General features: G+C 55.4%; 22 protein-coding genes. 17 read left to right on the forward strand and 5 right to left on the reverse strand.

All coding sequences use genetic code 11. The annotated features are described in order from the left end of the window. Window positions 1-8: 8 nt before the first annotated feature. Window positions 9-908, forward strand: a complete 900-nt coding sequence (locus AM410_RS07870) for a carboxylate/amino acid/amine transporter (protein ID WP_014172122.1) — start codon at window positions 9-11, stop codon at window positions 906-908. On the opposite strand, the gene metR is transcribed toward AM410_RS07870, so the two are convergent. Further along, window positions 796-1,749, reverse strand: a complete 954-nt coding sequence (gene metR / locus AM410_RS07875; protein ID WP_014172120.1) for an HTH-type transcriptional regulator MetR — start codon at window positions 1,747-1,749, stop codon at window positions 796-798. The two genes, AM410_RS07870 and metR, sit on opposite strands and share 113 nt — an antisense overlap. Before the next feature lie 116 nt (window positions 1,750-1,865). Here metR and metE point away from each other — a divergent pair, with 116 nt between their 5' ends. After that, on the forward strand, window positions 1,866-4,127 hold the full coding sequence (metE, locus tag AM410_RS07880; protein WP_073397800.1) for a 5-methyltetrahydropteroyltriglutamate--homocysteine S-methyltransferase: 2,262 nt from the start codon (window positions 1,866-1,868) through the stop codon (window positions 4,125-4,127). Window positions 4,128-4,172: 45 nt separating this feature from the next. Here metE and AM410_RS07885 read toward each other — a convergent pair whose 3' ends face one another. Beyond that, on the reverse strand, window positions 4,173-4,979 hold the full coding sequence (locus AM410_RS07885) for a dienelactone hydrolase family protein (RefSeq protein WP_014172118.1): 807 nt from the start codon (window positions 4,977-4,979) through the stop codon (window positions 4,173-4,175). A gap of 255 nt (window positions 4,980-5,234) precedes the next feature. Between AM410_RS07885 and udp the strand changes: the two genes are divergently transcribed. The 9 genes from udp (at window position 5,235) to tatD (ending at window position 13,143) form a co-directional block, all read left to right on the forward strand. Next, window positions 5,235-5,996 carry a uridine phosphorylase gene (udp, locus tag AM410_RS07890; protein WP_003860792.1) on the forward strand — a complete coding sequence of 254 codons (762 nt, stop codon included), beginning with the start codon at window positions 5,235-5,237 and terminating at the stop codon, window positions 5,994-5,996. A 137-nt stretch (window positions 5,997-6,133) separates the two neighbouring features. Next, window positions 6,134-7,591, forward strand: coding sequence for a DNA recombination protein RmuC (gene rmuC, locus AM410_RS07895; protein WP_108647691.1), 1,458 nt, complete (start codon window positions 6,134-6,136; stop codon window positions 7,589-7,591). Window positions 7,592-7,657: 66 nt separating this feature from the next. Continuing rightward, a complete protein-coding gene (gene ubiE / locus AM410_RS07900) occupies window positions 7,658-8,413 on the forward strand; it encodes a bifunctional demethylmenaquinone methyltransferase/2-methoxy-6-polyprenyl-1,4-benzoquinol methylase UbiE (RefSeq protein ID WP_014172115.1) in 756 nt (251 codons plus the stop codon). Window positions 8,414-8,426: 13 nt separating this feature from the next. Then, window positions 8,427-9,032, forward strand: a complete 606-nt coding sequence (gene ubiJ / locus AM410_RS07905) for a ubiquinone biosynthesis protein UbiJ (RefSeq protein ID WP_073397798.1) — start codon at window positions 8,427-8,429, stop codon at window positions 9,030-9,032. Further along, entirely contained in the window at window positions 9,029-10,669 is a 1,641-nt protein-coding gene (gene ubiB, locus AM410_RS07910) for a ubiquinone biosynthesis regulatory protein kinase UbiB (RefSeq protein WP_073397796.1), read from the forward strand. The genes ubiJ and ubiB overlap by 4 nt, the downstream gene beginning before the upstream one ends. A 76-nt stretch (window positions 10,670-10,745) precedes the next feature. Next, window positions 10,746-11,000 carry a Sec-independent protein translocase subunit TatA gene (gene tatA / locus AM410_RS07915; protein WP_020882874.1) on the forward strand — a complete coding sequence of 85 codons (255 nt, stop codon included), beginning with the start codon at window positions 10,746-10,748 and terminating at the stop codon, window positions 10,998-11,000. A 3-nt stretch (window positions 11,001-11,003) separates the two neighbouring features. After that, a complete protein-coding gene (gene tatB / locus AM410_RS07920; protein WP_073397794.1) occupies window positions 11,004-11,546 on the forward strand; it encodes a Sec-independent protein translocase protein TatB in 543 nt (180 codons plus the stop codon). A 2-nt stretch (window positions 11,547-11,548) separates the two neighbouring features. Further along, on the forward strand, window positions 11,549-12,319 hold the full coding sequence (gene tatC, locus AM410_RS07925; protein WP_014172110.1) for a Sec-independent protein translocase subunit TatC: 771 nt from the start codon (window positions 11,549-11,551) through the stop codon (window positions 12,317-12,319). Window positions 12,320-12,360: 41 nt separating this feature from the next. Beyond that, a complete protein-coding gene (gene tatD, locus AM410_RS07930) occupies window positions 12,361-13,143 on the forward strand; it encodes a 3'-5' ssDNA/RNA exonuclease TatD (RefSeq protein ID WP_047742250.1) in 783 nt (260 codons plus the stop codon). On the opposite strand, the gene rfaH is transcribed toward tatD, so the two are convergent. Then, a complete protein-coding gene (gene rfaH / locus AM410_RS07935) occupies window positions 13,140-13,631 on the reverse strand; it encodes a transcription/translation regulatory transformer protein RfaH (protein WP_020882871.1) in 492 nt (163 codons plus the stop codon). The two genes, tatD and rfaH, sit on opposite strands and share 4 nt — an antisense overlap. A 170-nt stretch (window positions 13,632-13,801) precedes the next feature. On the opposite strand from rfaH, the gene ubiD reads away from it, so the two are divergent. Together ubiD and fre are read left to right on the forward strand one after the other, a co-directional pair. Then, window positions 13,802-15,307: a 4-hydroxy-3-polyprenylbenzoate decarboxylase gene (gene ubiD / locus AM410_RS07940; RefSeq protein WP_181012752.1), complete on the forward strand. Its 1,506-nt coding sequence runs from the start codon at window positions 13,802-13,804 to the stop codon at window positions 15,305-15,307. Between the two features lie 30 nt (window positions 15,308-15,337). Then, window positions 15,338-16,039: an NAD(P)H-flavin reductase gene (gene fre / locus AM410_RS07945; protein ID WP_014172106.1), complete on the forward strand. Its 702-nt coding sequence runs from the start codon at window positions 15,338-15,340 to the stop codon at window positions 16,037-16,039. Window positions 16,040-16,221: 182 nt separating this feature from the next. Here the strand turns inward: fre and fadA are convergent, their stop codons facing one another. Both fadA and fadB read right to left on the reverse strand, forming a co-directional pair. After that, window positions 16,222-17,385 (reverse strand): acetyl-CoA C-acyltransferase FadA, encoded by a 1,164-nt coding sequence (gene fadA, locus AM410_RS07950; RefSeq protein ID WP_108647694.1) that lies wholly within the window; start codon window positions 17,383-17,385, stop codon window positions 16,222-16,224. A 9-nt stretch (window positions 17,386-17,394) separates the two neighbouring features. Then, a complete protein-coding gene (gene fadB, locus AM410_RS07955; protein WP_073397791.1) occupies window positions 17,395-19,584 on the reverse strand; it encodes a fatty acid oxidation complex subunit alpha FadB in 2,190 nt (729 codons plus the stop codon). 190 nt (window positions 19,585-19,774) lie between these two features. Here fadB and pepQ point away from each other — a divergent pair, with 190 nt between their 5' ends. The 4 genes from pepQ to hemG are packed head-to-tail and all read left to right on the forward strand — an operon-like array spanning window position 19,775 to window position 23,769. Then, window positions 19,775-21,106 carry a Xaa-Pro dipeptidase gene (pepQ, locus tag AM410_RS07965; protein ID WP_020882869.1) on the forward strand — a complete coding sequence of 444 codons (1,332 nt, stop codon included), beginning with the start codon at window positions 19,775-19,777 and terminating at the stop codon, window positions 21,104-21,106. Continuing rightward, window positions 21,106-21,720, forward strand: a complete 615-nt coding sequence (locus tag AM410_RS07970; protein ID WP_020882868.1) for an IMPACT family protein — start codon at window positions 21,106-21,108, stop codon at window positions 21,718-21,720. Before pepQ ends, AM410_RS07970 begins: the two co-directional genes overlap by 1 nt. Window positions 21,721-21,761: 41 nt before the next feature. Then, entirely contained in the window at window positions 21,762-23,213 is a 1,452-nt protein-coding gene (gene trkH, locus AM410_RS07975; RefSeq protein WP_025202793.1) for a Trk system potassium transporter TrkH, read from the forward strand. Window positions 23,214-23,223: 10 nt separating this feature from the next. Beyond that, window positions 23,224-23,769, forward strand: coding sequence for a menaquinone-dependent protoporphyrinogen IX dehydrogenase (gene hemG, locus AM410_RS07980; protein ID WP_020882866.1), 546 nt, complete (start codon window positions 23,224-23,226; stop codon window positions 23,767-23,769). The last annotated feature ends 168 nt before the right edge of the window (window positions 23,770-23,937 follow it).

Consider the following 23,937-nt stretch of genomic DNA (forward strand, 5'->3'; position numbering starts at 1 on the left):
CAAGCATTGTGGCGCTACTCATTATTACCACTATCCTGTGGGCCTTCTCTTTTAGCCTGATTGGCGAATACCTCGCCGGGCACGTCGACAGCTACTTCTCGGTGCTGATGCGCGTGGGGCTGGCGGCGCTGGTATTCCTGCCCTTCCTGCGTACACGCGGGCAATCGCTGAAGACCATTTTGCTGTACATGCTGGTGGGGGCGATGCAGCTCGGCATCATGTACCTGTTCAGCTTCCGGGCTTACGTCTACCTGTCTGTCTCTGAATTTCTGCTTTTCACCGTGCTTACGCCGCTCTATATCACGCTGATTTACGATCTGCTCAGCAAACGTCGTTTGCGCTGGGGATATCTGTTGAGCGCGGCGCTGGCGGTGATCGGGGCGGCGATTATTCGCTACGACAAAGTGAGCGACCACTTCTGGACCGGGCTGATGTTCGTGCAGCTGGCGAACCTCAGCTTTGCCATCGGTATGGTCGGGTACAAGCGCCTGATGGAAACCCGCCCGATGCCACAGCATAACGCGTTCGCCTGGTTCTATATGGGGGCAGCGATCGTCGCGGTGGCGGCATGGTTTATGCTCGGTAACCCGCAAAAGCTCCCGACGACAACCCTGCAGTGGGGCGTTCTGGTCTGGCTGGGCGTGGTGGCATCGGGGCTGGGTTACTTCATGTGGAACTACGGCGCTACGCAGGTAGACGCCGGTACGCTGGGGATCATGAACAACGTGCATGTGCCTGCAGGGCTGCTGGTGAACCTTGCCATCTGGCAGCAGCAGCCTCACTGGCCGAGCTTCCTTATTGGGGGAGCAGTGATTCTGGCTTCGCTGTGGGTCCATCGCCGTTGGGTCGCTCCGCGCTCCGCACAAACGGAAGATGGTCGCACGCGTGGTTCCGCGCAGAGCGAATAAACGCTTCCGTAATCGGCTGACGCTGCTCGCCATCGCGCACGGCGGCGTACAGCCGGCTCCATAGTCCCTCACCCAGGGTTTTGGTGACAACCAGACCCTGGCGTTCAAAACTCTCCACAACCCAGTGTGGCAGCGCCGCGATGCCCATTCTGGCGGCAACCATCTGAATCAACAGCAGGGTGTTATCCACGCTTTTGAGCTGCGGGCTAATGCCGGCCGGCTGCAGGAAGTGACGCCAGATATCCAGCCGACTGCGCTGTACCGGGTAAATCAGCAGCGTTTCACTGGCTAAATCTTCCGGGGTGATACGCGTTTTACTGGCCAGCGGATGATCCGGAGCCAGCACCAGACGTACCTCATAATCAAACATTGGTGAATAGTGCAGGCCGCTGCGGGGCAGAATGTCTGAGGTCATCACCAGATCCAGTTCGCCCTGCTGGAGCGACGGCTGCGGGTCGAACGTCACGCCGGATTTGAAATCCATCTCCACCTGCGGCCACCTCTGGCGGAAGTTCTCAAGCGCGGGTGTCAGCCATTGAATACAGCTGTGACACTCAATGGCGATACGCAGCCTGGTTTGCTGCGGCTCGTTACAGGACTGCAGCGCGCTGGCTATTTGCGGCAGCACCTGATTAGCCAGCTGCAGCAGGATCTCGCCCTGAGGCGTAAAGCGTAGCGGCTGGCTCTTACGCACAAAAAGACGAAAGCCGAGGCGTTGTTCCAGATCGCTGAACTGGTGAGAAAGGGCGGACTGGGTCTGGTGCAGCGTGGCTGCCGCCGCCGCGAGAGAACCGCAATTTCGCAACGCTTGTAGCGTTTTCAGGTGTTTAATCTCGATCATGAAAGTCCTTCACTTCGCCATGAACATTTTGCGCTTGAGGAATATACAGTAACTGCCAATTATGGATGTGTAAACATCTGGATGGCTAAATACGAAAAATTCACAGGGGACACACCATGACAATTCGCAATCACACTCTCGGTTTCCCTCGCGTTGGCCTTCGCCGCGAGCTGAAAAAAGCGCAGGAAAGTTACTGGGCAGGTACCTCTGGCCGTGAAGAATTGCTGGCCGTGGGCCGCGAACTGCGTGCGCGCCACTGGGAACAGCAAAAGCAGGCGGGCATTGACCTGCTGCCCGTGGGCGATTTCGCCTGGTACGACCATGTTCTAACCACCAGCCTGCTGCTTGGCAACGTGCCGGCTCGTCATCAGAACAAAGATGGATCGGTAGATATCGACACCCTGTTCCGCATTGGCCGTGGCCGTGCGCCAACAGGAGAGCCTGCGGCAGCGGCGGAAATGACCAAGTGGTTCAACACCAACTATCACTATATGGTGCCGGAATTTGTGAAAGGCCAGCAGTTCAAACTGAGCTGGACCCAGTTGCTCGACGAAGTCGATGAAGCGCTGGCGCTGGGCCACCAGGTGAAACCGGTACTGCTGGGGCCGGTAACGTATTTGTGGCTGGGTAAAGTGAAAGGCGAGCAGTTTGACCGTCTCAGCCTGCTGAACGATATTCTGCCGGTCTACAAACAGGTGCTGATTGAACTGGGTAAACGCGGAATTCAGTGGGTGCAAATCGATGAGCCTGCGCTGGTGCTGGAGCTGCCGCAGGCGTGGCTGAAAGCGTTTAAACCCGCTTACGATGCCCTTACTGGTCAGGTGAAGCTATTGCTGACCACCTATTTTGAAGGCGTGACGCCGAACCTGAGTACCATTACTGCGCTGCCGGTTCAGGGTCTTCATGTTGACCTGGTCCACGGCAAAGATGACGTGGCCGAACTGCACAAACGTCTGCCTGAAGAGTGGTTGCTTTCGGCCGGACTGGTGAATGGCCGTAACGTCTGGCGCGCCGATCTGACCGAGAAATATGCACAGATTAAAGATATCGTCGGCAAACGTGAGCTGTGGGTGGCCTCCTCCTGCTCTCTGCTGCACAGCCCAATCGATCTGAGTGTGGAAACCCGCCTTGATCCCGAGGTGAAGAGCTGGTTTGCCTTTGCGCTGCAAAAATGTGAAGAGCTGGCGCTGCTGCGTGATGCGTTAAATAGCGGTGACACCACGGCCATTACCTACTGGAGCGCCCCCATTCAGGCGCGTCGTCATTCGGCACGCGTCCACAACCCGGCGGTCGAAAAACGTCTGGCGGCCATTACCGCGCAGGACAGCCAGCGTCAGAGCCCCTATGAGGTACGTGCCGAAGCCCAGCGTGCCCGCTTCAACCTGCCAGCGTGGCCAACCACCACCATCGGCTCCTTCCCGCAGACGACGGAGATCCGCGGCCTGCGTCTGGATTTCAAAAAAGGCAACCTCGATGCGAATCACTACCGCACCGGCATCGCTGAGCACATCAGACAGGCGATTGTTGAGCAGGAACGTTTAGGTCTGGACGTGCTGGTACACGGTGAAGCCGAGCGTAACGACATGGTGGAATACTTCGGCGAACATCTGGACGGTTTCGTCTTTACGCAGAACGGTTGGGTGCAGAGCTATGGTTCCCGCTGTGTGAAGCCACCGGTGGTGATTGGTGACGTCAGCCGCCCGCAAGCAATCACCGTAGAGTGGGCAAAATTCGCCCAGTCCCTGACCGACAAACCGGTGAAAGGGATGCTGACCGGCCCGGTGACGATCCTCTGCTGGTCCTTCCCGCGTGAAGATGTGACCCGTGAAACCATCGCCAAACAGATTGCGCTCGCGCTGCGTGATGAAGTGGCCGATCTGGAAGCGGCGGGTATCGGCATCATCCAGATTGATGAACCGGCGCTACGCGAAGGTTTGCCGCTGCGTCGCAGTGACTGGGATGCTTATCTGAAGTGGGGTGTGGAGGCTTTCCGCCTCAACGCCGCGGTCGCGAAAGACGACACGCAGATCCACACCCACATGTGTTACTGCGAATTTAACGACATTATGGATTCGATTGCCGCGCTGGATGCCGACGTGATCACCATCGAAACGTCGCGTTCAGACATGGAACTGCTGGAGTCCTTCGAAGCGTTCGAGTATCCAAACGAAATTGGGCCGGGTGTCTACGACATCCACTCCCCGAACGTACCGAGCGTGGAGTGGATTGAGAGCCTGCTGAAAAAAGCCGCCCAGCGGATCCCGGCTGAGCGCCTGTGGGTCAACCCGGACTGCGGACTGAAAACCCGCGGCTGGCCGGAGACCCGCGCGGCACTCGCGAACATGGTCAGGGCGGCGCAGAATTTGCGTCAGGCCTGATAAATCCGAAGCCCGGCAAGGCGTAGCCGCGACCGGGCTTTTGTTTTACGCTTTTTTCCCGCCGTACTGGCTGAACCATGCCAGCATCCGCTGCCAGCCATCTTTAGCCGATTCCGCGTGATAGCTCGGACGATAGTCGGCATTAAAGGCGTGGCCGGCATCCGGGTAAACGATGATTTCAGCTTTTGCATTGGCTGCACGGAGCGCATGGCGCATGGTCTCTACCGTATCAAGCGGGATCCCGGTGTCCTGGCCGCCATACAGCCCTAAGACTGGGGCATTTAACTCGGTGGCGATATCAACGGGATGCTTCGGCGAGTTCAGCGTTTTCTCCCCCACCAGTTTGCCGTACCAGGCAACGGCGGCTTTAAGCTGCGGATTATGTGCGGCATACAGCCAGCTGATACGTCCTCCCCAGCAGAAACCCGTCACCATCAGACGATGTGCGTCGCCGCCATTGCGCGCAGCCCAACTGGCCACGTGGTCCAGATCGGCCAGTACCTGTGCATCCGGCACTTTGCTGACCAGGTTGCTGAACAGCGTCGGTATATCACTGTAGTCGTTCGGATCGCCCTGACGGAAATAGAGCTCTGGCGCAACGGCCAGATAACCTTCCAGCGCCAGACGGCGGCAAAGGTCGCGAATATGTTCGTGAACGCCGAAAATTTCCTGAACCACAATCACGATGGGCAGCGGGCCGTCGGCCGATTTTGGCCGCGCGTGGTAAGCAGGCATATTCTCCCCCTGCGAGGGGATGGAGGTCTCACCTGCCGTAATGGCCTCTTCAGGTGTTGAGACGATGGTTGATGCATGAGGGGCCGCTGCAGGTGCAAAACCGGTTTTTTCAGTCATGGCATTCTCCGTACCAATGAGTTAGCGCAAAGGTAAATATAGTCACCAGGTTAACAATTCACAGTGCCTGAAACGGTCTATCTTTTGTGCAGCACCTGACGATATAACTTGTTAATGTGATGTGAATCACTATTTCATGGAAATTTACTGCAATCATTTTCATTCATGGTGAGATGTGTCACGTAATTCTGCTTACTGCTTCTGTAAAGTACCTTTTTACTTCTTCTGACTAACCGACCCACAGAGGAGTCACCTATGTCTAAGTCTGATGTTTTTCATCTCGGCCTCACTAAAAACGATTTACAAGGGGCTACGCTGGCTATCGTCCCGGGCGATCCTGAGCGTGTGGAAAAGATCGCCGCGCTGATGGATAAGCCGGTTAAGCTTGCTGCCCATCGTGAATTCACCACCTGGCGCGCTGAGCTGGATGGCAAAGCGGTGATCGTCTGTTCTACCGGTATCGGTGGCCCGTCCACCTCAATTGCTGTTGAAGAGCTGGCGCAGCTGGGCATTCGTACTTTCCTGCGTATCGGGACTACCGGTGCCATTCAGCCGCATATCAACGTTGGCGACGTGCTGGTGACAACCGCTTCCGTGCGTCTGGACGGCGCGAGTCTGCACTTTGCCCCTATGGAATTCCCGGCGGTGGCGGATTTCGAATGCACCACCGCACTGGTTGAAGCCGCGAAATCCGTTGGCGCAACCACCCACGTAGGCGTGACCGCCTCTTCTGATACCTTCTACCCAGGCCAGGAGCGTTATGACACCTTCTCCGGCCGCGTGGTAAGCCGTTTCAAAGGTTCTATGGAAGAGTGGCAGTCTATGGGCGTAATGAACTACGAAATGGAATCTGCAACCTTGCTGACCATGTGCGCAAGCCAGGGTCTGCGTGCCGGTATGGTGGCGGGCGTTATCGTCAACCGTACCCAGCAGGAGATCCCGAACGCGGAAACCATGAAGCAGACCGAAAGTCATGCTGTGAAAATCGTGGTTGAAGCAGCGCGTCGCCTGATCTAATCCCTTGTTATACGAAAAAAGGCCGACCCGTTCGGCCTTTTTTTTGCGTAGCGCCTCGCAGGAAAACCCTTTCAAACTGGACGTTTATACAGCACAATTCTATTTTGTGCAGGTAATACGTTGATGCAGGGGGCATTGTGGATATCTCAATCCTGATTTATGCAGTGATTGCGCTGGTGGGCGTGGGGGCAGGCTGGCTGATTTCCAGCTACCAGCACGCGCAACAAAAGGCCGATCAGCTGGCCGAGCGCGAAGAGATAGTCGCCGATTTAAGCGCGGCAAAACAGCAGGTTGCGCTGAGCGAACACTGGCGTGACGAATGCGAACTGCTCAACAACGAGCTGCGCAATCTTCGCGATATCAACACCTCGCTGGAGGCCGATCTCCGCGAAGTGACTACCCGCCTCGAATCCACCCAGCTGCATGCGGAAGATAAAATCCGCCAGATGATGAACAGCGAGCAACGCCTCAGCGAGCAGTTCGAGAACCTCGCGAACCGCATTTTTGAACACAGCAACCGCCGCGTAGACGAACAAAACCGCCAAAGCCTGAATAGCCTGCTAACGCCCCTGCGTGAACAGCTGGACGGCTTTCGTCGTCAGGTACAGGACAGCTTTGGCCAGGAGGCTCGCGAGCGGCACACGCTGGCGCATGAAATTCGCAATCTTCAGCAGCTGAATGCGCGAATGGCGCAGGAAGCGGTCAACCTGACCCGTGCGCTGAAGGGCGATAACAAAACCCAGGGCAACTGGGGAGAAGTGGTGCTGACCCGCGTGCTGGAGGCCTCTGGCCTGCGGGAAGGGTATGAATACGAAACGCAGGTGAGTATCGAGAACGATGCCCGCTCGCGTATGCAGCCTGATGTGATTGTGCGGCTGCCGCAGGGCAAAGATGTGGTGATAGACGCCAAAATGACGCTGGTGGCTTATGAGCGCTATTTCAATGCGGAAGATGACTACACCCGCGAGTCGGCGTTGCAGGAGCACATCGCCTCCGTGCGTAACCACATTCGTCTGCTGGGCAGAAAAGACTACCAGCAGTTACCCGGCCTGCGCTCGCTGGATTACGTCCTGATGTTTATTCCGGTTGAACCCGCGTTCTTGCTGGCGCTCGACAGACAGCCTGAACTGATTACCGAAGCCCTAAAAAATAACATTATGCTGGTGAGCCCCACCACGCTGCTGGTGGCATTGCGCACCATTGCCAACCTGTGGCGCTATGAACATCAGAGCCGCAATGCGCAGCAGATTGCCGATCGTGCCAGCAAGCTTTACGACAAAATGCGCCTTTTTGTGGATGATATGTCCTCGGTTGGGCAAAGCCTTGACCGCGCCCAGGATAACTATCGCCAGGCGATGAAAAAACTCTCTTCCGGGCGTGGCAACTTACTGGCGCAGGCCGAAGCGTTTCGTTCCCTGGGTGTGGAGGTGAAGCGCGAGATTAATCCGGAATTAGTTGAGCAGGCCACCGCCCAGGATGAAGAGTTTCGCCTGCGCGAAGGCGCTGGCGAACAAAAGACAAACAGTGAAGACAATACGTTAGCGACAGATTTAACGTCAGACGAGCGTCCGGCACGTTTCTTTCGCGAAGGTTGAAACGTAGGGCAAACGCGCCCAATCTGTTACACTTCACGAACATTTTACTGATAAGCAGGCTCTGAGATGGTTGACGATTCACAAGACACGACGCACTTTGGCTTTCAGACTGTCGCCAAAGCGCAGAAAGCTGATATGGTGGCCCACGTATTTCATTCCGTGGCGGCGAAGTACGATGTGATGAATGACTTGATGTCGTTCGGCATTCATCGCTTGTGGAAGCGCTTCACCATCGACTGTAGCGGTGTGCGTCGTGGACAAACGGTACTGGATTTAGCCGGCGGTACAGGCGATTTGACAGCAAAATTCTCCCGTCTGGTGGGCGAAACCGGTCGCGTTGTTCTGGCAGATATTAACGACTCAATGCTCAAAATGGGACGTGAGAAGCTGCGTAACATCGGCGTGGTAGGTAATGTCGAGTATGTGCAGGCGAACGCCGAAGCGCTGCCTTTCCCGGATAATACCTTTGACTGCATCACTATCTCCTTCGGCCTGCGTAACGTCACCGATAAAGAAAAAGCGCTGCGCTCCATGTACCGCGTGTTAAAGCCGGGTGGACGCCTGCTGGTGCTCGAATTCTCCAAACCGATTCTTGAGCCGTTAAGCAAAGCTTACGACGCATACTCATTCCATGTGCTGCCGCGCATTGGTGAGCTGGTGGCAAACGACGCGGAAAGCTATCGGTACCTGGCGGAATCTATCCGTATGCACCCGGATCAGGACACCTTAAAGGCCATGATGCAGGATGCGGAATTCGAGAACGTTGAGTATTTCAACATGACGGCAGGTGTCGTCGCGCTGCATCGTGGTTATAAGTTCTGAGTGGAGGTTTCCCGTGCCCTTTAAACCCTTAGTCACCGCAGGCATCGAGAATGTCCTGAATGCCTTTCTTTACCGCGCACCGGCGCTAAAAGTCGCACGTCAGCGGCTTAACGGCAAGGTGCTGCGTGTTGTTCTGAAAGAGTTCTCGACACCGCTTGTGCTGGTTTTCAGTGAACGCCAGCTTGACGTTCTGGGTGAGTGGGAAGGTGAAGCCGACTGCTCCGTGATTACGCACATGAGCGTGCTGCCAAAATTACGTGACCGTCAGCAGCTTACGGCGCTTATCCGCAGTGGTGAGCTGGAAGTGGAAGGCGACATTCAGGTCGTACAGAATTTCGTTGCGCTCAGCGATCTGGCCGAGTTTGACCCGGCAGAGCTGCTTGCGCCTTTCATTGGCGACATTGCTGCCGAAGGGATCGGTAAAGCCATTCATGGCGGTACGGCTTTCCTTCGCAAGAGTCTGCAACGGCAGCAACGCTATGCGGCGGAAGTGCTGACTGAAGAGTGGCGTATGGCCCCTGGCGCGCTTGAAGTTGCATGGTTTGCGGAAGAGACCGCAGCGGTTGAACGCGCGGTGGATGCCTTAACCAAACGGCTGGAAAAACTGGAGGGCAAATGACGCCTGGTGAAATTCGGCGCCTCTATTTTATCATCCACACCTTTTTGAGTTACGGGCTCGACGAGCTTATCCCCAAAATGCGTATCACGCTGCTGCTTCGCATCTGGCGGCGGATGTTGTTCTGGATGCCTAATCGTCATAAAGATCAGCCGCTGGGTGAACGTCTTCGCCTGGCGCTCCAGGAACTGGGCCCGGTATGGATTAAGTTCGGGCAAATGCTCTCGACTCGCCGCGATCTTTTCCCGCCTCAGATTGCCGATGAACTGGCACTGCTGCAGGACCGCGTTGCACCGTTTGACGGTGTGAGAGCGAAAAAACAGATCGAAGAGGCGATGGGCAATATTCCTGTCGAGACCTGGTTTGACGATTTCGAAATAGAACCTCTTGCTTCAGCCTCTATCGCCCAGGTGCATACAGCACGTCTGAAAGAGAACGGCAAAGAGGTGGTTATCAAAGTGATCCGCCCGGACATCCTGCCGGTAATCCGAGCGGACATGAAGCTTATCTATCGGCTTGCACGCTGGGTTCCGCGCCTGCTCCCCGACGGACGCCGTCTGCGCCCAATGGAAGTTGTGCGGGAGTATGAAAAAACGCTGATTGATGAATTAAACCTGCTGCGTGAATCGGCAAATGCCATCCAGCTGCGCCGGAACTTTGAAAACAGCCCGATGCTCTATGTGCCGGAAGTGTATTCGGACTACTGCAGCCAGAACATGATGGTAATGGAGCGGATTTACGGTATTCCGGTCTCGGATGTGGCAGCCCTGGAAAAGCAGGGAACCAACATGAAGCTGCTGGCCGAGCGTGGTGTACAGGTCTTCTTTACCCAGGTATTCCGCGACAGCTTTTTCCACGCGGACATGCACCCGGGGAATATCTTCGTCAGTTATGAGCACCCGGAAGACCCGAAATATATCGGTATTGACTGCGGTATTGTGGGCTCGCTGAACAAAGAAGATAAGCGCTATCTCGCTGAGAACTTTATTGCCTTCTTTAACCGTGATTACCGCAAGGTGGCCGAGCTGCACGTTGATTCTGGCTGGGTTCCGCCGGACACCAACGTCGAAGAATTTGAGTTTGCTATCCGTACCGTCTGCGAGCCGATTTTTGAAAAGCCGCTGGCAGAAATTTCCTTCGGACACGTATTGCTGAACCTGTTTAACACGGCACGCCGCTTCAACATGGAAGTGCAGCCACAGTTAGTTTTACTTCAGAAAACATTACTTTACGTTGAAGGTGTAGGTCGACAGCTCTATCCTCAGTTAGACTTATGGAAGACTGCGAAACCTTTCCTTGAATCCTGGATTAAGGATCAGGTGGGCATTCCGGCGCTGGTGCGCTCTATTAAAGAGAAAGGCCCGTTCTGGATAGAAAAAATGCCTGATATTCCTGAACTGATTTACGACAGTTTGCGTCAGAGCAAGAACCTTCAGCACAGCATGGATAAAATCGCCCGCGAGCTTCAGTCCAGCCGTGTTCGACAGGGGCAGTCGCGCTATCTCTTTGGCATTGGAGCAACGCTGCTGCTGAGTGGTACGCTGTTGCTGATTACTCGCCCTGACTGGCAGATGATGCCCGCCTGGCTGATGGCTGGCGGTGTTGTGGTCTGGCTCGCCGGCTGGAGAAAAACGCGCTGATTTTGCGTCGCTATCGACGGGTCGCCTACGTATAATGCGACCTGACTCATTAATCATCTATCCCTGAGGTACATGTATGGGTGGTATCAGTATCTGGCAATTGTTGATCATTGCCGTCATCGTCGTGCTGCTGTTTGGCACGAAAAAGCTCGGTTCTATCGGCTCCGATCTGGGCGCGTCTATCAAAGGCTTCAAGAAAGCGATGAGCGATGATGAGAGCAAGCAGGATAAAACCAGCCAGGATGCTGACTTTACTGCTAAATCCATCTCCGACAAGCAGGAAGAGGCGAAAAAAGAAGACGCTAAACGCCACGATAAAGAGCAGGTGTAATTCGTGTTCGACATTGGTTTTAGTGAGCTGCTGCTGGTCTTTGTGATTGGCCTGATAGTGTTAGGACCCCAGCGTCTGCCGGTGGCGGTGAAAACCGTTGTGGGCTGGGTACGCGCGCTGAGATCGCTGGCTTCGACCGTACAAAATGAGCTGGCGCAGGAACTTAAGCTGCAGGAGTTTCAGGAAAGCCTGAAAAAGGTGGAAAAGGCGAGCATGGATAACCTGACGCCTGAACTGAAAGCCTCAATGGATGAACTGCGTGAAGCGGCAGAATCCATGAAGCGCTCCTACAGCGTCAACGATCCTGAAAAGGCGAGCGATGAAGCCAACACCATCCACAACCCGGTGGTGAAGGACAGCGAAGCGCAGCGCGAGGGCGTTACGCCTGCCAGCGCGGAGCATCAGGCTACCGCGCCTGAACAAACGCCGCAGGAATCTGAACCGAAAAAACAGGCGCAGCCGGAAGAACCGGTAGTAAAAGCGGCTGACGTTAAGCCTGCCGAGCCTGTTTCCGAATCATCCCCCTCGTCGAGTGATAAAGCGTAAACATGGCAGTAGATGATACCCAACCGCTGATTACGCACCTCATAGAGCTGCGTAAGCGCCTGTTAAACTGCATTATCGCGGTTTTCCTCATTTTCTTATGCCTGGTCTATTTCGCCAATGATATCTACCAGGTTGTCTCTGCGCCGCTGATCAAGCAGATGCCGCTGGGGGCAACGATGATCGCAACCGACGTTGCATCACCGTTCTTTACCCCTATTAAGCTCACCTTCTGGGTATCGCTGATTGCCTCTGCGCCGGTCATTCTTTATCAGGTGTGGGCGTTTGTGGCGCCAGCGCTGTACAAGCATGAACGCAAGCTGGTGATCCCGCTGCTGGTATCCAGCTCGCTGCTGTTCTATATCGGCATGGCGTTCGCCTACTTTGTTGTCTTCCCGCTGGCCTTTGGCTTCCTGACGCATACCGCGCCGGAAGGGGTTCAGGTGTCGACGGATATCGCCAGCTACCTCAGCTTTGTGATGGCGCTGTTTATGGCGTTCGGCGTGGCATTCGAAGTGCCGGTAGCCATTGTGCTGCTTTGCTGGGTAGGAGTGACGACCCCTGATGACCTGCGTAAGAAGCGCCCGTATATCCTGGTCGGCGCGTTTGTGGTTGGCATGCTGCTCACACCACCTGACGTCTTCTCACAAACACTGCTGGCAATACCGATGTATTGTCTGTTTGAAGTCGGCGTATTCTTCTCGCGTTTCTACGTGGGAAAAGGGCGTCGGTCGGATGACGAAGACGATACGTCGGAAAAGACCACTGAAGAGTAAAACCAGCCGCCCGTCAGGGCGGTTGTGCTATGGGGAATCGCATGTTTGATATCGGACTCAACCTGACCAGCTCGCAGTTTGCGAAAGACTGCGATGAAGTCGTCGCGCGTGCTTTTGCCGCCGGGGTGAAAGGGCTGCTCCTGACGGGAACCAACCTGCAAGAAAGCGAGCAGGCGCAGCAGCTTGCTCAGCGCTATGATCGCTGCTGGTCAACCGCTGGCGTGCATCCTCATGACAGCAGCCAGTGGACGCCGCAGAGCGCTGAAATCATACACAGGCTGGCGAAAACCCCTGAAGTCGTGGCCATTGGCGAATGTGGTCTCGATTTCAACCGTAACTTTTCCACACCAGCCGAACAGGAAAACGCCTTCACCGCCCAGCTCGCCCTGGCGGCGGAGCTTGGAATGCCTGTGTTTATGCACTGCCGTGACGCGCATGAGCGCTTCCTCGCCTTACTGGAACCCTGGCTCGATAAACTGCCCGGTGCGGTACTGCACTGCTTTACCGGTTCACGGCAGGAAGCGCTGGATTGTCTGGAACGCGGGTTATATCTGGGCATTACCGGCTGGGTTTGCGATGAACGTCGCGGGCTTGAGCTTCGCGAGCTGTTGCCGGTGATCCCGGCGGACCGCTTGCTTGTTGAAACCGACGCACCTTATCTGCTGCCGCGAGATATGCAACCCAAACCGGCTTCTCGACGTAACGAACCGGCCTATCTGGGGCATATTCTTGAGAGCGTAGCGCGCTGGCGCGGAGAAGACCCGCACTGGCTTTGCGCACAGACGGATGACAACGTGCGTCGCCTGTTCGGGATAGACGTTTAAACTTTGCGGAAGTCGGTGTTTTTCACGCTCTGCAATACTTGCTTATTCAGCAGGTTGAGCAACAGCATGGAGCGTGCTTCACCGTCAGGCTCGGCGAAAATCGCCTGTAAGCCCTCGAAAGCCCCTTCAGTGATGACGACGCTGTCGCCTGCGTAGGGGGTTTCCGGATCGGTGATGCCTTCAGGTTGCTGGTACACCGAAAGCTGATGAATCACCGTTGACGGGACCGTGGCCGGGTGAGCGCCAAAACGCACAAAGTGGCTGACACCGCGTGTGGCGCTGATGGTCGTGGTGTGAATCACTTCCGGGTCGAACTCAACGAACAGATAGTTCGGGAATAATGGCTCACTGACGGTCGTGCGCTTCCCGCGCTGCATTTTTTCAAGCGTGATCACGGGTGTCAGGCAATTTACAGACTGACGTTCAAGATGTTCCTGCGCGCGCTGAAGTTGCCCGCGTTTGCAATACAGTAAATACCAGGCCTGCATAATCACTCTTTCCCTTAGTTCGGGGCGCAAGCATATCAAAACCCTGGCGGGATCGCTAAGTTGATTATAATGGGGGAAAAGGGAACAGAATGCATAAGTTCACGCTAATTTAACAAAATTACAGCATCAAGCAGGCTTACGCCGTATAATGAAGCGCTTACAGAGAGGCCATGACTAACTGCATGAAATACCACGATCTCCGCGACTTCCTGACGCTGCTGGAAAAGCAGGGCGAACTCAAACACATTACACTTCCTGTTGATCCTTATCTGGAAATGACAGAAATTGCTGACCGCACCCTGCGTGCCGGTGGCCCCGCTTTACTGTTTGAAAACCCAAAAGGGTATTCGATGCCGGTGCTATGCAACCTGTTTGGTACACCGCGCCGTGTGGCGTTGGGGATGGGACAGGAGGACGTCACGGCGCTGCGCGAAGTGGGTAAACTGCTGGCGTTTCTGAAAGAGCCAGAGCCACCGAAAGGTTTCCGCGATCTGTTCGATAAACTGCCGCAGTTTAAGCAGGTGCTAAACATGCCAACCAAACGTCTGCGCGGCGCACCGTGTCAGCAGAAAGTGCTGGAAGGCGATGCGGTGGATCTGACAAAAATTCCTGTCATGCAATGCTGGCCTGAAGATGCTGCGCCGCTTATCACCTGGGGGCTCACCGTCACGCGTGGTCCGCACAAAGAGCGACAAAATCTGGGTATTTACCGCCAGCAGCTGATTGGCAAGAATAAGCTCATCATGCGCTGGTTGTCACATCGTGGCGGCGCCCTGGATTTCCAGGAGTGGTGTGCTGAACACCCGGGCGAGCGTTTCCCGGTTTCCGTTGCGTTAGGCGCCGATCCGGCCACGATTCTGGGGGCGGTAACGCCAGTGCCGGATACGCTGTCCGAATATGCCTTTGCAGGCCTGCTGCGCGGAACCAAAACCGAAGTCGTGAAGTGTATTTCTAATGACCTTGAAGTTCCTGCCAGCGCGGAGATCGTTCTGGAAGGTTACCTTGAGCAGGGCGAAATGGCACCGGAAGGGCCATACGGTGACCACACCGGCTATTACAACGAAGTTGATAACTTCCCGGTGTTTACCGTCACGCACATCACCCAGCGTGAAGATGCGATTTACCACTCCACCTATACCGGACGTCCACCGGATGAACCGGCGGTACTGGGAGTGGCGCTGAACGAAGTGTTTGTGCCGATCCTGCAAAAGCAGTTCCCGGAAATTGTTGATTTTTACCTGCCACCGGAAGGGTGTTCGTATCGCCTGGCGGTGGTGACGATGAAGAAGCAATATCCTGGTCACGCTAAACGCGTGATGATGGGCGTATGGTCTTTCCTGCGCCAGTTTATGTATACCAAATTTGTTATTGTCTGCGATGATGATGTTAACGCCCGCGACTGGAATGACGTTATCTGGGCCATTACTACGCGAATGGATCCGGCGCGCGATACGGTGTTAGTCGAAAACACGCCGATAGATTATCTGGATTTTGCCTCGCCGGTCTCCGGCCTTGGCTCAAAAATGGGACTGGATGCCACAAACAAATGGCCCGGCGAAACCGAGCGTGAATGGGGTCGACCGATCAAAAAAGATCCTGCCGTGACCGCGCGCATTGACGCGATCTGGGATGAACTGGCCATAATGAATAACGGTAAACCTGAAACAGGCCGTTAAGCCCTATAGACTTCACGACAGAGAGAGCGAATGACAACCTTAAGCTGTAAAGTGACCTCGGTAGATGCTATCACCGACACCGTATATCGCGTCCGTTTAGTGCCTGAAGCGGCATTCTCTTTCCGCGCCGGTCAGTACTTGATGGTCGTGATGGATGAGCGTGATAAGCGTCCCTTCTCTATGGCTTCTACGCCAGCAGAGCAGGAATTTATTGAGCTTCATATTGGTGCGTCTGAGCTTAACCTGTATGCGATGGCCGTCATGGACCGCATTCTGAAAGAACGTGAAATCGTGGTGGATATTCCTCACGGTGATGCCTGGCTGCGTGAAGATGAAGACCGTCCGCTGATCCTGATTGCGGGGGGAACGGGTTTCTCTTATGTGCGCTCTATCCTGCTGACGGCCCTGGCGCGTAACCCGGATCGCGATATCACCATCTACTGGGGCGGCCGCGAAGAGAAACATCTCTACGACCTCTCTGAACTGGAAGCATTAAGCGTCAATCATCCACACCTGCGCATTGAGCCGGTGGTGGAGCAGCCTGAAGAGGGCTGGCGTGGGCGCAGCGGTACGGTACTGACGGCGGTGCTGCAGGATCACGGCACGCTGGCGGGACATGATATCTATATTGCTGGCCGTTTTGAGATGGCGAAAATTGCCCGTGACCTGTTCTGCAACGAACGTGACGCGCGTGAAGACCGTCTCTTCGGCGATGCGTTCGCGTTCATTTAAATAAAAAACCCGCCCCTGACAGGCGGGAAGAACGGCAACTAAACTTTATCTCTTCGCCACTGGCGCCATAACTGCGATGGCTGCGCGTGCTCACCCGAATCCCTTACTTCCGTAAGCGCATCGGGCGCCGCTCGCGTGCCGCCGTGTTCTGGCGACACTGGCTGTAAGAACCCCTCGAAGATTTACACTCGCTCAAATACCGTCGCGATACCCTGACCCAGCCCGATACACATCGTCGCCAGACCAAACTGAGCGTCTTTGCGTTCCATCAGGTTAATCAGCGTGGTGCTGATGCGTGCCCCGGAACAACCCAGCGGGTGACCGAGGGCGATCGCGCCGCCATTGAGGTTAATCTTGTCGTCTATCTGATCCATCAGGCCCAGATCTTTGATGCACGGCAGGATCTGCGCGGCAAAGGCTTCGTTCATCTCAAACAGATCGATATCACTGGTGGTTAAGCCTGCTTTTTTCAGCGCCAGCTTCGAGGCCGGCACCGGACCGTAACCCATAATGGACGGATCGCAACCCACCACCGCCATCGAACGCACCCGGGCACGAGACGTCAGGCCTAACTCGCGGGCACGGCTTTCACTCATCACCAGCATCGCGGCGGCCCCGTCAGATAGGGCAGACGAGGTGCCTGCCGTTACCGTACCGGTGACCGGGTCAAACGCCGGGCGCAGCGTAGAAAGGGTTTCTACAGTGGTTTCCGGGCGAATCACTTCATCGTAGCTGAACTGCTTCAAAACGCCGTCAGCATCGTGACCACCGGTTGGGATGATCTCATGCTTAAATGCGCCGGACTGCGTTGCGGCCCAGGCGCGTGCGTGGGAGCGCGCGGCAAAGGTATCCTGCATTTCGCGGCTGATGCCGTGGAGGCGGGAAAGCATCTCAGCGGTCAGGCCCATCATTCCCGCCGCTTTCGCCACGTTACGGCTCATACCCGGGTGGAAATCAACCCCGTGGCTCATCGGCACGTGGCCCATGTGCTCCACGCCGCCGACCAGACAGGCCTGCGCATCACCGGTCATGATCATGCGTGCCGCGTCGTGCAGCGCCTGCATTGACGAACCACACAGACGGTTAACGGTCACCGCCGGAACTGAATGCGGGATCTCCGCCAGCAGCGAAGCGTTACGGGCGATGTTAAAGCCCTGTTCGAGGGTTTGCTGTACACAGCCCCAGTAAATATCGTCGAGCGCAGCGGGATCCAGTGCCGGGTTACGCGCCAGCAGGCTACGCATCAGGTGCGCGGAGAGGTCTTCCGCGCGCACATTACGGAATGCACCGCCTTTTGAACGGCCCATCGGGGTGCGAATCGCATCAACAATGACAACCTTTTCCATTGTGACTCCTTAAGCCGTTTTCAGCTCGCCAACCGGACGGGCTGGCTCAACTGCTGGGTAATAGGGTTCGTTATGGCGCGCTTTGTTACGCAGACCTTCCGGCACGTCATACAGCGGGCCGAGGTGCTGGTACTGCTGAGCCATATCGAGATAACGGGCGCTGCCGAGCGTATCCAGCCAGCGGAACGCGCCGCCGTGGAACGGAGGGAAGCCGAGGCCGTACACCAGCGCCATATCGGCTTCTGCCGGGCTGGCGATAATGCCTTCTTCCAGGCAACGCACCACTTCGTTGATCATTGGAATCATCATTCGGGCGATGATTTCATCGTCGGTGAAGTCACGTTTCGGCTGGCTGACGTCGGCCAGCAGGCCATCCACCGCCTCGTCTTCTTCTTTCTTCGGTTTACCTTTGCTGTCTTCTTTATAGCGCCAGAAGCCCAGGCCGTTTTTCTGACCAAAGCGGCTGGCGTCAAACAGGGCGTCAATGGCGTCGCGGTAATCTTTCTGCATGCGCTGCGGGAAGCCTGCCGCCATCACCGCCTGGGCGTGGTGTGCGGTGTCAATGCCGACCACATCCAGCAGATACGCCGGACCCATCGGCCAGCCGAACTGTTTTTCCATCACTTTGTCGACTTTGCGGAAATCCGCACCGTCGCGCAGGAGCTGGCTGAAACCGGCGAAGTACGGGAACAGCACGCGGTTGACGAAGAAGCCCGGACAGTCGTTGACCACGATTGGGGTTTTGCCCATTTTGCTGGCCCATGCCACGACTTTGGCGATCGTTTCGTCAGAGGTTTTTTCCCCACGGATCACTTCGACAAGCGGCATACGGTGCACCGGGTTAAAGAAGTGCATACCGCAGAACTTTTCCGGGCGCTTCAGAACGCCTGCCAGTTCGCTAATCGGGATGGTGGAGGTGTTTGAGGCCAGTACGGTATCAGGACGAACCTTCTCTTCGGTTTCCGCCAGCACCGCTTTTTTGACTTTCGGGTTCTCAACGACCGCTTCAACGACCACATCCACACGGTCGAAACCGCTATAGTCCAGGGTCGGGTGGATTGTCGAGATCACCCCTGAGAGTTTCAGACCGTCAATTTTGCCGCGTTCCAGCTGTTTATTCAGCAGCTTGGCCGCTTCGGTCATGCCCAGCGTCAGGGATTTCTCGTTGATGTCTTTCATCACCACAGGCACGCCTTTCCAGGCCGACTGATAAGCGATGCCGCCGCCCATAATGCCTGCACCGAGTACCGCCGCCTGTTTTGGCGTCTCAACATTTTTGGTCAGCTGTTTCGCCTTACCTTTCACGAATTGATCGTTCAGGAAGATGCCCACCAGTGCGCGAGCTTCATTAGTGTGCGCCAGCGGAACAAAGCTTTGGTTTTCCAGTTTCAGCGCTTCATCACGGCCAAAGCGGGCTGCGGCTTCAATCGTTTTAACGGCGGTAATGGGCGCGGGGTAGTGTTTGCCTGCCGTCTGCAACACCATCCCTTTGGCGATGGTGAAGCTCATGGCGGCTTCAATTTTGCTGAGTTTCAACGGTTCCAGCTTCGGCTGACGTTTGGCTTTCCAGTCGAGGTCGCCATTAATGGCCTGATGCAGAATGGCGAGGGAGCCTTCAATCAGTTTTTCTGGTTTAACCACACCGTCCACCAGGCCTATTTTCTGCGCCTGTTCCGCCCCGACATCTTTACCGGCGGCGATAATCTCCAGGGCGCTATCGGCACCCAGCATGCGTGGCATACGTACGGAACCGCCAAAGCCTGGCATGATGCCCAGCTTTGTTTCCGGCAGGCCGATGCGCAGGTCTGGCGTGGCCAGACGATAGTCGGTTGCCAGCACGCACTCGCAGCCGCCGCCCAGCGCGTAGCCGTTAACGGCGGAGACTGTCGGAACAGGCAAATCTTCCAGACGATTAAAGACGCTGTTGGCAAAGTGCAGCCACTGGCTCAGCTGTTCTTCCGGGACCTGGAACAGTGAAAGGAATTCGGTGATATCTGCACCGACAATAAAAGCCGCTTTGTTTGAGCGCAGCAGCAGTCCTTTTAATTCAGATTGTTTTTCAAGCACATCCAGCGCCTGGCCAAGACTGGCCACCGTCGCGGTATCAAGCTTGTTGACTGAGCCGGGGGCATCGAACACCAGTTCGGCAATGCCATCTTCCAGCCAGTTGAGGTACAGGGTGTCGCCTTTGTAGAGCATGTCAGTCTCCTGAATCCAGCAAGTGGATCTGGTCATACCAGATGAGACGGAGTGTGGGATTTATGTTAATAAAATGCAAATTTCTCATTAAGAAATTGCTGCATTGATCACGGTCGGTGGAAATCACGCAGTCGGAGTCAGGTGTGCTAAGATGCGATGACTTGAGCTCAGAAAAATGAAAGGAAGAAAGATGGACTCACTGGCTTCGCTTTATAAAAATCATATCGTTACCCTACAGGAACGTACCCGTGATGTACTGGCGCGCTTTAAGCTGGATGCGCTGTTAATCCACTCCGGAGAGCTGATTAACACCTTCCTGGATGACCATGCGTATCCGTTTAAGGTCAACCCGCAGTTCAAAGCCTGGGTGCCGGTCACGCAGGTCCCAAATTGCTGGTTGCTGGTGGACGGGGTGAACAAGCCGAAACTGTGGTTCTATCTGCCTGTCGATTACTGGCACAACGTTGAGCCGCTGCCGACCAGCTTCTGGACGGAAGAAGTGGACGTTATCGCTTTACCAAAAGCCGATGGCATTGGCAGCCTCCTGCCAGCCGGGCGCGGCAACATTGCTTATATTGGCCCGGTTCCCGAGCGTGCGCTCGGTCTGGATATTCCGGCGGATAAACTCAATCCGAAAGGGGTTCTGGATTATCTGCACTACTATCGCGCTTATAAGACCGACTACGAACTTTACTGCATGCGTGAAGCGCAAAAAACGGCGGTAAATGGTCACCGTGCTGCGCATGAAGCGTTCCAGTCTGGCATGAGCGAGTTCGATATTAACCAGGCGTATCTGACCGCCACCGGCCACCGTGACACTGATGTCCCTTACAGCAACATCGTCGCGCTGAATGAGCATGCGTCCGTTCTGCACTACACCAGGCTCGATCACCAGGTGCCATCCGAGATGCGCAGCTTCCTGTTGGACGCCGGGGCAGAGTACAACGGCTATGCGGCCGACCTGACCCGCACCTGGGCGGCAAATGCGGATACCGATTTTGCACAGTTGATTAAAGACGTTAACGATGAGCAACTGGCACTTATTGGCACCATGAAAGCGGGAACCAGCTATGTGGATTACCACATCCAGTTCCATCAGCGCATCGCTAAACTGCTGCGTAAGCACCAGATCGTGAAAGATATGAGCGAAGAGGCGATGGTAGAAAACGATCTGACCGGGCCGTTCATGCCGCACGGTATTGGTCACCCGCTGGGTCTGCAGGTTCATGATGTTGCCGGTTTTATGCAGGATGATACCGGTACGCACCTGGCCGCGCCGTCTAAATATCCTTACCTGCGCTGCACGCGTATTCTTGAGCCGCGTATGGTGCTGACCATCGAGCCGGGTATCTACTTTATCGAATCGCTGTTAGCGCCATGGCGTGAAGGCCCGTTCAGCAAGCACTTCAACTGGGACAAAATTGAAGCGCTGAAACCGTTTGGCGGTATTCGTATCGAAGATAACGTGGTGATCCACGAAAACGGTATTGAGAATATGACGCGAGACCTGAAGCTGGCCTGATGGATAGCTGGCTGATACCGGCTGAACCGGTCACCTTTGTTGAGGAAATTAAGAAGAGTCGATTCATTACGCTGCTGGCACATACCGACGGCGTTGAGGCGGCAAAAGCGTTTGTTGAGTCCGTTCGCGCGCAGCACCCTGACGCACGTCACCATTGCGTGGCGTGGGTGGCAGGGCCGCCGAACGATTCACAACAGCTGGGGTTTTCCGATGACGGTGAACCGGCAGGCACAGCCGGTAAACCCATGCTCTCCCAGTTGATGGGCAGCGGCGTGGGTGAAATCACCGCCGTGGTCGTTCGCTACTACGGCGGTATTTTATTAGGCACGGGTGGACTGGTTAAAGCGTATGGCGGTGGGGTTCAGCAGGCACTGAATATGCTGATTACCACCCGCAAAACGCCGCTCACCGAATATACTTTACTGTGCGATTATGGCCAGTTATCCGGCATTGAGGCATTGCTAAAGCAGTTTAACGGCGTCATCGCGCACAGTGACTATCAGGCAATGGTGCAACTGCGTGTGGCGCTTCCGCAGGCGGAACTGGCTGCTTTTTCAGCAAAGCTGGCGGATTTTAGTCGCGGTTCGTTGCAATTGCTGCCGATTGAAGAATAATCCCCACCTCACTTTTTTGAATACCAAAGGAAGCGGCAGAGATGCATTTTCGTGCCATTACCCGAATCGTTGGACTGCTGGTCATACTTTTTTCCGGGACGATGATTCTCCCAGGACTGGTAGCGCTTATCTACCGGGACGGCGCGGGGCGGGCATTTACCCAGACCTTCTTTGTCGCGCTGGCGATTGGCTCTCTGCTGTGGTGGCCAAACCGTCGTCAAAAGGGTGAGCTGAAATCTCGCGAAGGGTTTCTGATTGTTGTTCTGTTCTGGACAGTGCTGGGAAGCGTGGGTGCGCTACCCTTTATCTTCTCTGAGCAGCCTAATCTGACCGTCACGGATGCGTTTTTTGAATCGTTCTCGGGTTTAACGACGACCGGGGCGACCACGCTAGTCGGGCTAGATTCCTTACCGCACGCCATTCTCTTTTATCGCCAGATGCTGCAATGGTTCGGGGGGATGGGGATCATCGTCCTGGCCGTGGCCATCCTGCCTATTCTCGGCGTCGGGGGGATGCAGCTCTACCGTGCGGAAATGCCGGGCCCACTGAAAGATAACAAGATGCGCCCGCGCATAGCCGAGACGGCGAAAACCCTGTGGCTTATCTATGTCTTACTGACGGTCGCCTGTGCGTTAGCGTTATGGTTTGCCGGGATGCCTGCATTCGACGCTATCGGGCACAGCTTTGCGACGATCGCCATCGGCGGGTTCTCGACCCACGATGCCAGCGTGGGTTACTTCGACAGCCCCACCATTAACACGATCATTGCCATCTTCCTGCTGATTTCCGGCTGTAACTACGGTCTGCACTTCTCCTTACTCAGCGGGCGTAGCCTGAAGGTGTACTGGCGTGACCCGGAGTTTCGCATGTTCATTGGTGTCCAGCTTACGCTGGTCATCATCTGTACCGTGGTGTTGTGGTTCCACGATGTCTATAACTCCGCGTTGACTACGTTAAATCAGGCATTCTTCCAGGTGGTGTCGATGGCAACCACCGCCGGTTTTACAACGGACAGTATTGCGCGCTGGCCGCTGTTCCTGCCGGTACTGCTGCTGTGTTCTGCGTTCATCGGGGGTTGTGCGGGGTCGACGGGCGGTGGCCTGAAGGTGATTCGTATTCTGCTGTTGTTTAAGCAGGGGAACCGTGAACTTAAACGTCTGGTCCACCCGAACGCGGTTTACAGCATCAAACTGGGTAACCGTGCCCTGCCGGAACGTATTCTTGAAGCGGTGTGGGGGTTCTTCTCGGCCTATGCGCTGGTCTTCATCGTCAGTATGCTGGCGATTATCGCGACGGGGGTGGATGATTTCTCTGCCTTTGCTTCCGTCGTTGCAACGTTGAATAACCTCGGGCCTGGCCTGGGGGTTGTGGCGGATAACTTTGCCAGTATGAACCCGGTCGCGAAATGGATCCTCATCGCCAACATGCTGTTTGGTCGTCTGGAGGTCTTTACGCTGCTGGTGCTGTTCACCCCAACATTCTGGCGCGAGTAAGGAGTCGTCGGTGAAAACACTTATTCTTTTCTCTACGCGGGATGGGCAAACGCGTGAGATTGCCTCATATCTGGCTTCAGAATTAAAAGAGCTGGGGATTTACTCTGATGTGGTGAACCTGAACCGCACGGAGCAGATAGCCTGGCAGGATTACGACCGTGTGGTTATTGGCGCGTCTATTCGTTACGGGCATTTCCATCCGGCGCTGGATCGTTTTGTGAAAAAGCATACGGCAGTGCTCAATAAACTGCCCGGGGCTTTTTACTCGGTCAATCTGGTGGCGCGTAAACCTGAGAAACGTACGCCGCAGACCAACAGCTATACGCGCAAGTTTCTGTTGAGCTCTCCGTGGCAGCCGGACATCAGCGCCGTCTTTGCCGGCGCGCTGCGTTATCCGCGCTATCGCTGGTATGACCGCTTTATGATTCGCCTCATTATGAAGATGACCGGTGGCGAAACCGATACGCGCAAAGAGGTGGTGTATACCGACTGGTCGCAGGTCGCCAGTTTTGCGCGGGAGATCGCACATTTATCAGGCGATTCGCGGCTTAAATAGGCGTGAAGTTTGAAAAGTGAGCGAACGAAAAGTTTTTTGTATTTTGTGCTTGTCACTTCAGAATAACTCCCTATAATGCGCCTCCACTGACACGGAACAACGGCACACACGCCGCCGGGTTAGCGGGGTTCAGAGATGAACACCAACAGAGAAAAGCAAAAATAAATG

Source organism: Enterobacter cloacae complex sp. FDA-CDC-AR_0164 (genome assembly GCF_003071645.1).
GTDB classification, from domain to species: Bacteria; Pseudomonadota; Gammaproteobacteria; order Enterobacterales; family Enterobacteriaceae; genus Enterobacter; species Enterobacter ludwigii.